A 15,461-nucleotide genomic window follows, 5' to 3' on the forward strand; every position below is an offset into this window, starting at 1 on the left:
AAAGGTCGCTAATATGGCGACCCTTTTGTATTGGTAAAGTATATCTATTAATGTAAAAACTACGCTTTTTCTAGCTTAGGACGGGCTTTCTCAATAGCTTTAACTAATGCTGTTTCAAACTCGCCATCTTTAAATCTCACAAGATAAGAGTGTGCTGCGCAAAAATTGCGAACGTCGCGCCACTCATGTGCTAGGTTGGTCGCCCAGTCGCAATATTGTGCGCCTGCATTTGGCTCATTTTTGAGCGCTTTTTTGGTGGTAGGATGCAATATCAGCTCAGGTAAGACCGCCTCTAGTAACTTCATTGGTGGACTCATAAACGTATCATCAACGTGTAAGCTTTGGCTGGCAGGGTGATAGGCCAATAGGGAGCCTGCATGAATCATCTCATTGGGTGCGATATAATGGATACCTTCTGACATTGAAAACTTGAGCTCAGGATAGCGTTCAGCCACCGCGTCACTTTCTACCAAATCATCTGCCCAATTGACTTCTGGTATTTTCTTTGGATGACGTTTACTGCCATAAAATGTGGCTTGTGGAAAGTCTTTTGCCATCTGGTCACAGTGTACAGTATGAAATGGATGAACATTGAGAACCGCTTCGACATCTTTACCATTATTGGTGAGCGCCATTACCTCGTCTCGAACGTCACCTGTTAAGGCGTAGCTGTCCAAAAATATAAAGCGTCCTGAGGATAGCTTGACCAGCGAGCACTGGGTACCAATGTTTATTACACCGCCGATACGGAATGACCCGCGTATGTTCCAAAATCCTGCCCCTAAATCATGAATTTCATCTGACATTTATCGTTTTCCTTATGTAATATATTGAATCAATAAGTGATTATTTTTCTTGTCGCAATTTTTATGTTTTTCTTAGAGTCGTTATTTTGTCTCAAGCTCGCCACGAGCATTATCAATGGTAGATAAGAGCGCCGCTTCAAACTGACCTTCTTCAAACACCACTAATCCTGAATGTGCGCCGCAAAAATGACGGACATTACGCCATTCGTGCGCGAGCGCTACCGCCCAATCACAATAGTGCTTGCCAGCGTCTGTCTCATCTTTGAGGGCTTTTTTAGTAGTTGGATGTAAGCCTAGGTTGGGCTGTACCGCATCAAATAACTTAGAAGGTGGTATCTCAAACGTATCATCGACATATATGCTTTGACTAGCAAGATGATAGACCAATAGTGAGCTTGCATGGACAGATTCATCGGGAGCGATGTAGTAGATGCCCTGAGGTAGGGAGAACTGCAGCTCAGGATAACGCTCAGTGACCGCGTCACTTTCGACCAAATCCTCTGCCCAGTCTACTTCTGGTACTTGTTTTGGGTGTCGACTACTACCGTAAAATGTGGCTTGCGGAAAGTCTTTGGCCATTTGCGCACAATGTATCGTATGAAATGGATGAACATTTAAGACGGCTTCGACATCTTGGCCATTATTGGTCAATGCCATCACTTGCTGACGAACCTCGTCTTTTAAAGTATAGCTGTCTAAAAAAATAAATCGGCCTGATGATAGCTTTATAAGCGCACATTGGACGCCGATATCTATAATGCCGTTTTTTATAAATGACCCTCGAATACTCCAAAATCCTGCACCTAAATCGTAAATCTCATCATTCATTGACCTGACTCCTTAATGGTTTAGTTGTTCAATTATTTTACTTATTGATAGGTAGCACCCTATGATTATTGATTTTTGAGCACCTAAAGTCTGTAATAGAAAAGATATAAGCAATGTAGATGTGTAAAAATAAAAAAGAGTTGTTAGGTAAATGTCATCATTGAGGGTATAGACCCGATTTTTTTATTTTAAATGGAGAGGCTAATCAAGCGCCAATAACACATTTAAACCTGAGTATATCGGTTGGTGTGCTAACATGATTTCTTATCACTATGATAAGTCTTTATCATTTATGACCATGCTCTTCCTTTATAAATTTGCGTTATATTCCTCTATCACCCAAGCCAATGACGCCTCCTTGTCATAGCGTAATCAATATAGTCAGCTCCCTTGTGAATAATTCTACAGATAAAAATCAAAATTTAGCACCAAAGATAGCAGTCTCATCCAGTCACTCTACGTCGTGGATATTGAAGCTCACGATTGGCCTGATCGGTATGTTTGCTTTTTTACAGGTGTACTCTATTCAAGCCGTGCTACCAGTCATGATGGTGGACTTTTCTGCGACGGAAGTGCAAGCGGGTATGATCGTTGGCGCCACTGTATTGGCCATTGCCATTATGTCACCGTTCTTGGGCATGCTCTCAGATGCAGTCGGGCGCAAATCCTTTATCGTCGGTGCTTTGTTATTTTTGGCCATACCAACAGCGCTGGTTGCCCAAAGCTCTAGCATTGAATGGGTCGGTATTTGGCGTTTTATGCAAGGACTGTCTGTACCCGGTATTACGGTGGTGACGATTGCTTATATCGGTGAGGAGTTTGAGGGCCGGGCAATGACTGAGCTGATGTCCTTTTATGTGTCAGGATGTGTGCTTGGCGGCTTTTTAGGCCGATTTTTGATGGGGCATTTGCATGAGCTGATTGGCTGGCGTGATGGCTATTATGTGATGACGGCGATGACGCTACTGGGGGCGATATGGGTTGGCAAGATGCTACCATCCTCTCGTCACTTTGAGGCCAATCCCAATTTTCGCTCAGCGATACAGACGCTGGGTGAGCATGTCACCAATCGTTATGTGGTGACCGCTTGCTTGCTTGGCGCTTGTGTGCTGTTCTCCCTTGTAGGCTGCTTCACTTTTATCAATTTACATTTGGCGGATAAGCCTTATGAGCTTGGTACAGGTGCGCTCGCCAATATTTTTGCCGTGTATTTGCTTGGTGTGATTATTACGCCACTATCGACGACCTTACTGCGCCGGTTTGGCTCAGCACGTACGGTTCGGGTAGCCATCATTATCTCCATGATTGGAGTTCTGTTGACCTTGGTGACCCCACTATGGGGGGTAATCATAGGACTTGCTGTTATGTCATCTGGTGTGTTTATTACGCAGTCAGCGACCATCAGCTATATTGCTGTTAATGTCAAAAAAGGTCGATCATTGGCATCAGGCTTATATTACATGGGCTATTACACAGGCGGTACGCTTGGAGCGTGGCTGGGTGGTATAGCTTATGCGCGAGGGCAGTGGTCTCTTACCGTATGGTTATTATTGTTTGTGCAGGTATTGGCACTCTTGATAGCCAGTTTTGGGATGATTAAAACGACAAGGCGCGCCACTTAACGGTATATCAGGTATTATCTATGTTTGGTTACTCGTCTTATGATACGTAATGTAAGGCTGCTTTACATGGTACTGCTTTTTTCTTACTATCAAAGAGGTCTTTAATCTTATTGCGGTCAGTGAAGCTTGTTGCGTTTACTGCGCCAAAACCGATTGGTATTTAGCAGGATGCTATTAACAGTAATCAGAATGACTCTACATTATAAAAATAGTGTGGTTATAGCGGTTCATTCTGTATTAGTATGTCTTATTGCTACTTATTTATTACTATCTATAACTTATAAGCGCGACAAACAAGGAAGTTAGGTCTATGTCAAATATGTACCATGGTGCTCCCTCTGCCTATGATTATCCACTACTGGTCAAGCAGCTCTTAAACCGTGCAAAAACAGTGTCACAAGACCAAGAGATTGTCTATGCGGACAAAAAGCGACTCTCTTATAAGGACTTGTTTGAGCGTATCAATCGCTTGGCTAACGTACTCGCAGACTTGAATCTTGATGCAGGCGACATCGTTGCCGTTATGGACTGGGACAGCAATCGCTATCTTGAGTCTTATTTTGCGGTACCGATGTCAGAGTACGTTCTACAAACCGTCAATATTCGTTTATCACCAGAAAAAGTCCTCTATACCATCAACCATGCCAAGCCTAAAGTGCTGATGCTCAACTCTGAGTTTGCGCCATTGGTCAAAGATTATCAGTTTGAAAACTCTAGTATTGAGCACATCATTTGGCTGGACGACAATGGTGTAACGGCTGAAGGGGTTTTTGGCAGTAATCAAAGCCGCGTGACAGGCGAATACGAAGCATTGCTAGAAGCTGCTGATAGCCATTTTGATTTCCCAGACTTTGATGAAAATACCATCGCGACAACCTTTTACACCTCAGGTACGACAGGGGATCCAAAAGGCGTCTTCTTTAGTCACCGTCAGTTGGTACTGCACAGTCTGGCAGAAGCCGCAACATTGGGTATGTTGCCGAACAAGCAAGGTGTTAGCTACGGTGATGTCTATATGCCAATGACGCCGATGTTCCACGTACATGCATGGGGCTTCCCATTTACGGCGACGATGGTGGGGCTAAAGCAAGTCTATCCGGGACGTTATGCACCTGATAGCTTGCTGGATTTGATTATCAATGAAAAGGTGAGTATCACACATTGTGTGCCAACGATTTTGCAAATGGTACTCAAAGAAGCACAAGATCGCGATGCCAGTTTTAATGGACTAAAAATGATCATTGGTGGTTCAAGACTGACCGAAGGGCTAGCAAAAACAGCAATGGCCCAAGGTATCGAAGTTTATACTGGCTACGGTATGTCAGAAACGGCACCGCTTATCAGCCTGACTGAATTTAGTCTCAATGAGCCTGAAATGACTGAGGATGAAGACATTGCCCGTCGCTGTATGACAGGTAAGCCGGTGCTTATGGTCGATGCGCAAGTATGGGGGGAGGGCAACAAACCAGTCGGTAAGGGTCAAGAAAATACGGGTGAGCTGGTGCTACGGGCACCTTGGTTGACCCAAAGCTATCTCAAAAATGATGACGCTGGTAAAGAGCTGTGGGAAAATGGCTATATGCACACTCAAGACATCGCTTACATACGCCCTGATGGTTATATTAAAATCACGGATCGCCTAAAAGATGTGATCAAATCAGGTGGTGAGTGGATCTCATCACTAGAGATTGAGACCATTTTATCATTGCATCCATCCGTAGCGGATGTCTCAGTAATTGGCGTTCGGGATAAGCAATGGGGCGAGCGTCCGTTGGCTCTGGTGGTACTAAAACCAAATGCTCAAGAAACCAGTGCTGACGATATCAAAGCCATTGCAGAAAAAGCGGTAGAGCGCGGTATCATTCCTAAATATGGTGTGCCAAGTCAATTTAAATTTGTTGATGAACTGCCAAAAACTTCTGTTGGCAAGCATGACAAAAAAGTCATGCGTGAGATGTATGCCAATCAAACTCAAGTATAATATTATCTATCGATTGAATGTCGAAACGCTTGTGCTCATCAAAATGTAATGTGTGTTGCACGCTTAATAGTTGACCTTTGTGATGGGCTCTGCTACATTTTAAACCGATACATAACGTATCGGTTTTTTAATTCTGGCAAGGATGACCAGTATTTATCAGGACATTGTCTACCACACTCAAAACAGTGTAGCGTTGATAAAGCCAATCGCGTACAAAGATCAGATTAAGCGATGCAAGTGCGATAACAACTTACCAATGCGCCGATTATAAAATAATATTATTCCATTTCTCGTTTATGCTAAGGACAGCTATTATGAGCGACCACGCCCAACACCCAGCCTCTACTCAAGCAGCAGACATGCCCACGTTCGCGGATATCTATCACGATTCCATTATGGATCGAGAGAATTTTTGGGCTGAGCAAGCAAAGCGTATCTACTGGCATAAAGAGCCTGAGCAAATTCTCGATGACAGCAATCTGCCTTTTGCGAAATGGTTTGTTGGCGGTGAAACCAACCTTTGCTATAACTGTGTCGATCGTCATCTAGCAGACCGTGCAGAGCAAGATGCCTTTGTGTGGGTGTCATCAGAGATCAATCAAGAGTTAATAGAAACTTTTCCAGCGGTCGTTGATTCGTTTAAAGATCTGGGCAATAACGTTGAGTTTTATACAGATTATGCCAAGCGCCGCCTGACTTATAATGACTTATACAAAGAAGTTAATTACTTCGCAGACGTGCTACAGCGTCATGGTATTGGCAAAGGCGACCGTGTCATTATCTATATGCCAATGATTCTAGAAGCAGCATATGCCATGCTGGCTTGTGCTCGTATTGGTGCTATACATTCAGTCGTATTTGGCGGATTTGCCGCGCATAACTTGGCGATACGTATGGATGATGCTGAGGCAAAAATGGTCATTACAGTGGATGCAGGTCTGCGTGATGGTAAGGTTATTAATTATAAAAACCTTGTCAACCAAGGTGTTGAGCAAGCAACAACTAAGCCCGAGCATGTATTAGTCGTCAATCGCGGTATTTTACCGTTTGAGCCGAGAAATGTTGATGTGGACTATGCCACTGAACGCCGCCACAGCTGCGAGGCCCATGCAATCGTGGAGCCCGTCTGGCTTGAATCCAATACTCCGTCCTACCTGCTTTATACTTCTGGTACGACTGGCACACCGAAAGGCGTGCAACGTGATACTGGTGGTCATGCCGTCGCGCTGACGACATCGATGGATTATGTCTACGACGGCAGGGCAGGCGAAACATTTTGGGCGATATCAGATATTGGCTGGGCAGTCGGACATTCGTATACGATTTATGCGCCACTGCTAGCGGGTATGACCAGTGTCATGTATGAAGGCTTACCACATCTACCAAATCCAGGTATCTGGTGGCGTATTGTTGAAGCCAACAAAGTTAATATCCTGTTCACGGCGCCTACAGGCGTACGTATGCTCAAAAAGCAAGATGAGAGCTGGATGACGCGCTATGATGTGTCTAGTGTCAAGTCGTTCTTTTTGGCAGGCGAGCCGCTTGATGAGTCAACGGCTAATTGGTTATCTCAGCATTTAGGCGTGCCGATTCTAGATCACTATTGGCAGACAGAGTCTGGTTGGCCGATCTTAAGTCATACGCCAAAATTCAATCATAAACCGCACAAGCAGGGCTCGCCCGGTTATCCTATGTATGGCTATGAGGCACAGGTCCTCAATGAGGAAACAGGTGAACCTTGCAGCGCGGGTGAAAAAGGACTGCTTGCGATTAAAGCGCCGCTGCCACCTGGCTGCCTTACCACGGTATGGCGCAACGATGAGCGCTTTGTCAGCAGTTACTTTGGTCTCTTTGATGGCCAGCAATATTCTACCTCAGACTATGCAGTGACAGATGAAGATGGCTACTTTTACATCTTGGGGCGTACCGATGACGTGATAAACGTCGCAGGCCATCGAATAGGCACGCAAGAGATTGAAGAAGCAATCAGTACCCATCCAGAGATGGCAGAATGCGCTGTGGTAGGCATCCAAGATGAGCTAAAAGGCGAGCTACCGATTGCGTTCTGCGTCCTAAAAGATCAATCGCAAGTCGAAACCACCGAAAACCGCTTCCGCATTGAGCAGCAAGTGATAGGTGCTGTGGTCAAATCCTTAGGCGGTATTGCAAGGCCAGCGGCCATTTATTTCCCGCAAGCGTTGCCAAAGACGCGTTCTGGTAAAATCCTACGCCGATCTATTCGGGCGTTAGCGGAGGATAGGCCTACAGGCGACATGTCGACGCTTGATAATCCAGCCGCTATTGATGCGATTAAGCAATCGATGAAGGACTATTAGTTGGTATAGGATAGCAACTATGTTGGTAGCGCCTAAAAACTAGGCTAATTTTTTAAAGCTCATGAGCAATCATGGGCTTTTTTGTTTCTGTTATTTGGGTAAGACCCTTTAACAAAACAAACTTAGTGAAAATTTCGATAAAGCGCTTGACCGTAAAATTGATTTATTGTTATAGTCAATAACGATACAAAATAAATCATTTTAAAATTCAGTTTTCTATAAATATTTTACAAATAACTATTTATATTATAGCTCTTAACTCTTAATGAATACTCAGATGCCGTCACAGGGTAGTCTCGCAAAAAAGATAAGGATATCTTATGCACCACGTTCAGCAGCTCATCAATGGTCAGTTCGTACAATCAAACACCGATGAATGGATTGATATCACCGATCCAGCGACCCAAGAAGTCATCGCAAAAGTCCCGCAAACCACCAATGACGAGATTAACCAAGCGGTTACAGCCGCACAGACAGCGTTTGAAACATGGCGCAAAACGCCAATCACCACGCGTGCTCGTATCTTTTTAAAGTATCAATCTCTTATTCGCGAGCATATGGATGAGTTGGCAGAAATCTTGACTGCAGAGCAAGGTAAAACCATTGCAGATGCGCGCGGTGATGTTTTCCGTGGTTTAGAAGTGGTAGAACATGCAGCAGGTATCGCCAATTTACAAATCGGCGACTTTGTAGAAAACGTCGCATCAGGCGTTGATACATATAGCATTTGGCAACCACTCGGTGTTTGTGCTGGTATTACGCCATTTAACTTCCCTGCGATGATTCCGCTATGGATGTTCCCAATGGCGATTGCTACGGGTAATACATTCATCCTAAAACCGTCTGAACAAGATCCGATGGTGACTATGCGCTTAGTTGAGCTAGCGATTGAAGCGGGCGTACCAGAAGGCGTGCTGAACGTAGTGCATGGTGGCAAAGCAACCGTCGATGCTATCTGTGTCCATCCAGATATCAAAGCGGTTTCTTTTGTGGGTTCTACCAACGTTGGTAAACATGTTTATGAGCGTGCCAGCCAGTCAGGTAAGCGTGCCCAATGTATGATGGGTGCAAAAAACCACGGTGTTATCTTGCCTGATGCCAATAAAGAGCAGACGCTCAATCAGCTAGCGGGCGCGGCATTTGGTGCAGCTGGTCAACGCTGTATGGCATTATCAGTAGTCGTGCTAGTGGGCGCAGCTGGTGAATGGATTGACGAGATTAAAGCCAAAGCAGAAAGCTTGGTTGTCTCAGCAGGTAAAAATGATAAAGATTTGGGACCACTGATTTCTCCTGCTGCAAAAGCCCGTGTCGAGCATTTGATTGGAACTGGGGTAGAAGAGGGCGCAAGTTTACTACTTGACGGTCGCGGAATTACTGTTGAAGGGTTTGAAAAAGGTAACTTTGTTGGCCCAACTATCTTTGATAATGTCACAAGCGATATGCAAATTTATAAAGAAGAAATATTCGGTCCTGTACTGTGCATTATGCGCGCTGATAGCTTAGATGAAGCGATTGCACTGCTTAATGCCAATCCACATGGCAATGGTACCGCGATATTTACCCAGTCAGGAGCGGCAGCCCACAAATTCCAACAAGACATCCAAGTCGGTCAAATTGGTATTAACTTACCGATTCCTGTGCCACTTCCAATGTTCTCATTCTCAGGTTCACGTGCCAGTAAGCTTGGCGACCTAGGTCCTTATGGCAAGCAAGCCGTACAGTTCTATACTCAGACGAAGACAGTGACGGCACGTTGGTTCGATGATGAAGCGAGCCGCGGTGTTAATACGACAATTTCGATTTAATCGTCGGATTACTATATTTTCGGTATAACGTTAATACGACTTGCGGTACTATTGAACGCAATTTTATTATCGTTATGCCGCTATTATGTGGCACTAATGGCTTATAAAATCTCTGACCAACACTTTTATTAGAGTCTTTATTGAAGCCTCTCTGAGATTTAAGCCCTCTATTTGATCTATGAGAACAAGGATGACCCTATGGATTTTTCATTGACCGATGACCAAGTTGCCTTTCGTCAAACGGCCCGTCAGTTTGCGCAAAAAGAGCTCAAGCCGAACGCTGCTGAATGGGATCGCACCTCGCATTTCCCAGTGGACATCATCAAAAAATCTGGTGAGCTTGGCTTTTTGGGGCTATACACCAATCCAGAATATGATGGCTTGGGCCTGCCAAGGCTCGACTCAGCAATGGTATTCGAAGAGCTGGCATGGGGTGATACATCCGTGGCGGCTTATATGAGCATCCATAATATGGCTGCATGGATGATCGGCGAATATGGTAGCGAACCCTTATGCAAAAAATATTTGCCCAATATGGTCAGCGGTGAGTGGCTTGGTAGTTACTGCCTAACAGAGCCAAATGCAGGATCTGATGCAGCCTCGCTCCGTACTAAGGCGGATAAACAAGGCGAGCATTACGTACTAAACGGCGAAAAAACCTTTATCTCTGGCGCAGGTTCAACCGATGTATTGGTGGTAATGGCACGTACTGGTGGTGCTGGGCCAAAAGGTGTATCAGCATTTGTGGTTAACGCCGACAGTGCTGGTATCGAATATGGCAAAAACGAGCACAAAATGGGCTGGAAAGCACAGCCGACACGGACGATTAGCTTTAAAGATGTAAAAGTCCCAACAGAAAACCTGATAGGTGAGGAAGGTCAAGGTTTTCGTATCGCGATGAAAGGACTCGATGGTGGTCGTATTAATATCGGTATTTGCGCGGTAGGAACGGCACAATCTGCATTAGAAACCGCAACCAGTTATGTGCAAGAGCGTAGTCAGTTTGGCAATCCAATTGCTAGCTTACAATCAGTACAGTTTAAACTTGCTGATATGTTGACTCAGACCATCGCCGCACGGCAAATGCTTTATCTTGCGGCTGACAAAGTCGATAACAACGATGGGCAAGCGTCTACCTACTGCGCAATGGCAAAGCGCCTCTCCACCGATCTTTGTTTTGATGTTGCTAATGAAGCCCTACAGTTACACGGCGGCTATGGTTATTTAAACGAATATCCACTTGAGCGCCACGTACGCGATTTGCGTGTCCATCAAATCCTAGAAGGCACCAATGAGATCATGCGAGTGATTATTTCGCGTCAAGTTTTACAGGATGAAGGGCTAAGCCAACTTCGCTAATTTATCTCGCTTTACTAAAACAAGGATGTTTTATGACAGATTATACCAATCTACAGCTATCTATTGATGGTCATACCGCAACATTGACGTTGAATAACCCACCGGCACATACGTGGACGATGGACAGTCTGCATGCGCTCAAACAACTCATCACAGATCTCAATGCCAATGACGATGTCTACGCATTAATTGTGCATGGAGATGGCGAAAAATTCTTCTCAGCTGGTGCAGATCTCAATAATTTTTCAGACGGTGATAAAGGTCGTGCGATAAGCATGGCGATTGCATTTGGCGAAGCGTTCGAAGCCCTGTCTGCCTATCGCGGTGTCAGTATCGCCGTCATTAACGGCTATGCGATGGGCGGTGGACTTGAGTGTGCGCTCGCATGTGACATTCGTATTGCAGAAGCACATGCACAAATGGCACTACCAGAGACGGGTGTGGGGCTATTGCCTTGTGCGGGCGGCACACAAAACCTACCTTGGCTCGTTGGAGAAGGGTGGGCAAAGCGTATGATACTGTGCGGTGAACGCGTTGATGCAGAGACTGCATTACGTATTGGCCTAGTTGAAGAGGTCACTGCAAAAGGCGAGGGGTTGCAAGCCGCTCAAGATTTGGCAAAGAAAGTAGCAAAGCAATCACCCGTCGCCGTCAGTTATTCCAAAGCACTTATTCAGGCGGCTAGAGACACACCGCCTGCACAAAATCTTATCCATGAGCGTGAAGCTTTCGTCAAGCTATTTGACACAATGGATCAGCGCGAAGGTGTACAAGCCTTTTTAGAAAAGCGTCAACCCAGTTGGCAAAACAAATAATCAGCGGTCAAAACGCTTGAGCCATTTTTATTATTTAATTTTGTAGGTCACTTTTATGACAGCAGCTACGACATCGACTAACGATACCAACAGCACTAACGCGCAAACATCAGCCAATAATACAGCACAAGAAGCGTCTGTATTGTTCAATACTGAACCGACAGATTGTGGGCACCTAATTGGGGTAATGACACTCAATACACCAAAATCGCTTAATGCGCTCAGTGTTGATATGTGCCAACTGCTAGCAGCGCAGTTAGAGCAATGGCAAGCGGATGATCAAGTAGTGGCGATTGTGTTAAAAGGTGCAGGCGATAAGGCCTTTTGTGCGGGCGGTGATATTCGTAAACTATATGACAGTATGTCTACCAGTGCACCAATGCCAAACCCTTATGCTACTGAGTTTTTCAGTCACGAATATCGTCTTTATCGTCAAATGCACTTTTATCCAAAGCCACTAATACTTTGGGGTGACGGTATCATCATGGGCGGCGGTATGGGACTGATGGCAGGATGCAGTCATCGTGTCGTCACTGAGCGCACGCGTTTTGCTATGCCTGAGATTACTATTGGATTATTTCCCGATGCCTCAGGCAGTTGGTTTTTGCAGCGAATGCCCGCCAAAACAGGTTTGTTCTTAGGCTTGACTGGAGCAATGTGTAATGGCAATGACGCGCTGTTGGCCAACCTAGCAGAGTATGCTGTTGCAAGTCATGATTATGATGCTGTCATACAAAGTCTTAAGCAGAGCGACTGGCAAACGCTAGATAGTGCCAGTAGTTCAAACAAGTTCCATCATAATAGTGCGCATAGTATTGTCAGTCGCGCACTTGCTGAGCTGCCAGTAGCCGAGTTGCCTGATAGCAAGCTCGCGACCTACTGGCAGCCTATCCAAAAATTGATGAACAGTGGCGGTTTGGCAGATATCGATGCGCTGCTGCAAAGTGATGAAGCGCTAGTACAGTTAAATAAAGACTTTGCAGAAGACAGTTGGACGCAGCGAGCAGTCGCAACCTATCGTCATGGTTGCCCAGTAACGGCAGCGTTAACCTACGCGCTGTATCAAAAAGTCGCTGATTTATCGATCGAACAAGTACTTTATTTAGAAACCAACGTGGCGGTACATTGTGCAGCCAATCCTGATTTCAAAGAAGGCGTGCGTGCATTACTGATTGATAAGGATAAAGATCCGCAGTGGTCGCGCTCATTAGCAGACTGTTTGAGCGTAGAAGGCCAAGCGTATATCGATAAGCACTTTGCCAATCCTTATACAAAAGGCGAGCACCCTCTAGAAGGTTGGTTGGGTGAGGAAGCTTTGGGCAGTCAGTATGTGCGCTAATTATTTACAGACAACTCAAAAAGTAAGACAGATAACGTTTTTTAATACTTTTAAAAAAGCATCATAAAACATGACGTAAATATATCACTAACAAATATTATCAAATGGTGTGTAGCAATGGCTACATCATAAATCATCAAGGAGTGATGAGATGGGTACAAAAGATACAGGTACGACGGATAATAATAACTCTAAACTAGATATTGCCTTTATTGGGCTTGGTAATATGGGTGCGCCTATGGCAGAAAACTTATTAAAGGCAGGGTATACACTTTCTGTCTTCGATCTGTCTGATGCAGCAACACAGCGCTTAGAAAAAGCAGGTGCTCGCGCGGCACAGAGTCCTAAAGATGCGGCAAGCAATGCTCAAGTTGTCATTAGCATGTTGCCGGCAGGTCAGCATGTGCAGTCTGTATATCTGGGCGATAGCGGCGCTAATGGTCTTCTGGCAGAATTACCCAAAGGCACGCTTGTTATTGACAGTAGTACGATAGCGGCTGCTGATGCTAGGACAGTGGCAGACGCTGCAAGCCAGCTTGGTATCGATTTTTTAGATGCACCAGTCTCTGGCGGGACAGGTGGGGCGATTGCTGGTAGCTTGACCTTTATTGTTGGTGGTGATGACGACGCTTTTGCCAAAGCTGAGCCGATACTCGCTGTAATGGGAAAAAATATTTTTCATGCAGGCGCGCATGGTGCAGGACAAGTTGCGAAAATTTGTAACAACATGCTGTTAGGTATCCTCATGGCGGGAACGGCAGAGGCGATTAATTTAGGAGTTAAGAACGGTCTAGATCCCAAAGTGTTATCAGATATTATGCTACAAAGCTCAGGCCGTAACTGGACGTTAGAGGTCTATAACCCTTATCCGCAAGTCATGGAAAACGTCCCATCTAGCAATGGCTACCAAGGTGGTTTTATGAGTAAGCTGATGCAAAAAGATCTCAATCTTGCCATGCAAACGGCTCAAGATACTCATGTAGACACGCCAATGGGTGCCAAGGCAACAGAGTTATATGCCACGCATGCGCTTGAAAACGGTGATAAAGACTTCTCTAGTATTATGGGCCATCATGATGCCTCGGTATTGTTTTAGAATTATCTTAGAAATAACGACTCATATACTCAATCACTCTTACTATCATGGATAGTGAGGACTGATTAGAGAGAGCTTGTTAGATGAAAAAAGGTTCATGCTATTTTTATAGCTTGAACCTTTTTTTATTTGATCATAGTGATGAATGAGTAATGACTCTATTAGCTTTGTAAGTCATACACGAGAGCTTGGATATCTTGCGCTGCTTGCTGTAGTCGAGGCACATGAGTCAGTAACTCGTCGAGCGATACGCGTATCGTCGGTGCATGCAGGTACAATGAGGCCAGATAGCGCGACTTCTTATCTAATATAGGCACGGCCACCGCCACCATCTCAGAGATAAACTCCTCGTTATCAATACCAATGCCAGTGGCAGCGATACGATCGAGCTCGGCATTCAAGGCGTCAATATCAGTGATGGTGTTTTTGGTAAATTTATCTAATGGTAGACCTTGCAGTATTTTATTGCGACTGGTGGTAGACAATTGGCTCAAATACAACTTACCAGTTGCCGTACACCACATGGGCGACTTCGCTCCTACAGGGAGGTATATCTGTAATGGCAAGGTCGTTTGTGCGCGGTTGGTATAAATCATGTTCATATGATAAGGAACGCCGATACCGCAAGTTTCTTTGAGCTCATCAACCAGTTTTTGCAAAATCATCTGGCGCTCATTAAAGAATAAGCGCTGCTGCCAAAGCTCAACGCTCAGATTGCGTACCCGTTTACCAGGAACAATACCACCACCAATATCAACGGTCAAAAAACCATCGTCAACCAAATTCTGAATCAAACGGTGTATGGTCGGTTTAGGAATATCCAACTCTTGCGATAGCTCAAGTGGAGAGAGAGGTTTAGAAGCATATGACACGGCTTCTATGATCTCTAACACACGGGTAATCGAGGATACTTTAGGCATATAAAAGGCTCAGTAGTAGTAAAAGGGGTGAGGCTGACGAGACTATAACGTTTTCATAACGAAGACAAATAGTAATAAATCTGCATTCCCACAGTAGATCTATCTCTATCTCTAATTTAGCACAATATCAAGCTGAGACAAGGCTTAGTGACACTATATAAGAACATTTGTACTGTTAGCTTCCATATTTACAATTTTTTCTAAGCGCAACAGTAGATACCTCAACTCACACATTGCAACATTCTGTAGTAATAAGCTATATAACTGGTGTTGAGTTGAACCGCTTACTCAGACATTATGATGAAACATTTTGTAATAACCTCACATGAACATTAAGCGAATCAATATTCATGTCTACACTGATTAATTGCTTTGAGAGAGTTGTGTAACAGGAATTCAAAGTTTTGCAGGTTGGTGTAGCAATTATTACAGTAACTATGCAATCTTTACATAACGGCAAATAAAAAGCGCATCCTTGGGGGTGACTTTTTGAGTCAAAATTGTTTTAATCTCTTCAACAAAATGGTGGTTTAAAAAAGAGCAAAATTATCATT

Annotated in this window: 11 protein-coding genes; 8 read left to right on the plus strand and 3 right to left on the minus strand. The window is 44.6% G+C overall.

The window, feature by feature from the left end; all coding sequences use genetic code 11:
• Positions 1 to 59 precede the first annotated feature (59 nt).
• Together ACTXGK_RS21630 and ACTXGK_RS21635 are read right to left on the minus strand one after the other, a co-directional pair.
• Positions 60 to 806: a hypothetical protein gene (locus ACTXGK_RS21630; RefSeq protein WP_443517005.1), complete on the minus strand. Its 747-nt coding sequence runs from the start codon at positions 804 to 806 to the stop codon at positions 60 to 62.
• An 81-nt stretch (positions 807 to 887) separates the two neighbouring features.
• Positions 888 to 1,634: a hypothetical protein gene (locus ACTXGK_RS21635; protein WP_443517003.1), complete on the minus strand. Its 747-nt coding sequence runs from the start codon at positions 1,632 to 1,634 to the stop codon at positions 888 to 890.
• Between the two features lie 392 nt (positions 1,635 to 2,026).
• On the opposite strand from ACTXGK_RS21635, the gene ACTXGK_RS21640 reads away from it, so the two are divergent.
• The 8 genes from ACTXGK_RS21640 to mmsB all read left to right on the plus strand — a co-directional run bounded on the left by ACTXGK_RS21640 (position 2,027) and on the right by mmsB (position 13,987).
• Positions 2,027 to 3,256: an MFS transporter gene (locus ACTXGK_RS21640; RefSeq protein ID WP_443517002.1), complete on the plus strand. Its 1,230-nt coding sequence runs from the start codon at positions 2,027 to 2,029 to the stop codon at positions 3,254 to 3,256.
• 310 nt (positions 3,257 to 3,566) lie between these two features.
• Complete coding sequence (locus tag ACTXGK_RS21645; protein WP_443517000.1) at positions 3,567 to 5,237, plus strand: fatty acid--CoA ligase; 1,671 nt, start codon at positions 3,567 to 3,569, stop codon at positions 5,235 to 5,237.
• Between the two features lie 314 nt (positions 5,238 to 5,551).
• Entirely contained in the window at positions 5,552 to 7,573 is a 2,022-nt protein-coding gene (locus ACTXGK_RS21650; protein WP_443516998.1) for a propionate--CoA ligase, read from the plus strand.
• Positions 7,574 to 7,893: 320 nt separating this feature from the next.
• Positions 7,894 to 9,378, plus strand: a complete 1,485-nt coding sequence (locus tag ACTXGK_RS21655) for a CoA-acylating methylmalonate-semialdehyde dehydrogenase (protein ID WP_443516996.1) — start codon at positions 7,894 to 7,896, stop codon at positions 9,376 to 9,378.
• 198 nt (positions 9,379 to 9,576) lie between these two features.
• Positions 9,577 to 10,737, plus strand: coding sequence for an acyl-CoA dehydrogenase family protein (locus ACTXGK_RS21660; RefSeq protein ID WP_443516994.1), 1,161 nt, complete (start codon positions 9,577 to 9,579; stop codon positions 10,735 to 10,737).
• Between the two features lie 32 nt (positions 10,738 to 10,769).
• Positions 10,770 to 11,552 carry an enoyl-CoA hydratase gene (locus tag ACTXGK_RS21665; RefSeq protein WP_443516992.1) on the plus strand — a complete coding sequence of 261 codons (783 nt, stop codon included), beginning with the start codon at positions 10,770 to 10,772 and terminating at the stop codon, positions 11,550 to 11,552.
• A 55-nt stretch (positions 11,553 to 11,607) separates the two neighbouring features.
• Positions 11,608 to 12,891 (plus strand): enoyl-CoA hydratase/isomerase family protein, encoded by a 1,284-nt coding sequence (locus ACTXGK_RS21670; RefSeq protein WP_443516990.1) that lies wholly within the window; start codon positions 11,608 to 11,610, stop codon positions 12,889 to 12,891.
• A 151-nt stretch (positions 12,892 to 13,042) separates the two neighbouring features.
• The gene (gene mmsB / locus ACTXGK_RS21675; protein ID WP_443516988.1) at positions 13,043 to 13,987 is read left to right on the plus strand and encodes a 3-hydroxyisobutyrate dehydrogenase; all 945 of its coding nucleotides are present in this window, start codon (positions 13,043 to 13,045) and stop codon (positions 13,985 to 13,987) included.
• A 161-nt stretch (positions 13,988 to 14,148) separates the two neighbouring features.
• On the opposite strand, the gene ACTXGK_RS21680 is transcribed toward mmsB, so the two are convergent.
• On the minus strand, positions 14,149 to 14,907 hold the full coding sequence (locus ACTXGK_RS21680; RefSeq protein WP_443516986.1) for an IclR family transcriptional regulator: 759 nt from the start codon (positions 14,905 to 14,907) through the stop codon (positions 14,149 to 14,151).
• Positions 14,908 to 15,461 lie beyond the last annotated feature (554 nt).

The organism is Psychrobacter sp. T6-5, assembly GCF_052258485.2.
Lineage (GTDB): Bacteria > Pseudomonadota > Gammaproteobacteria > Pseudomonadales > Moraxellaceae > Psychrobacter.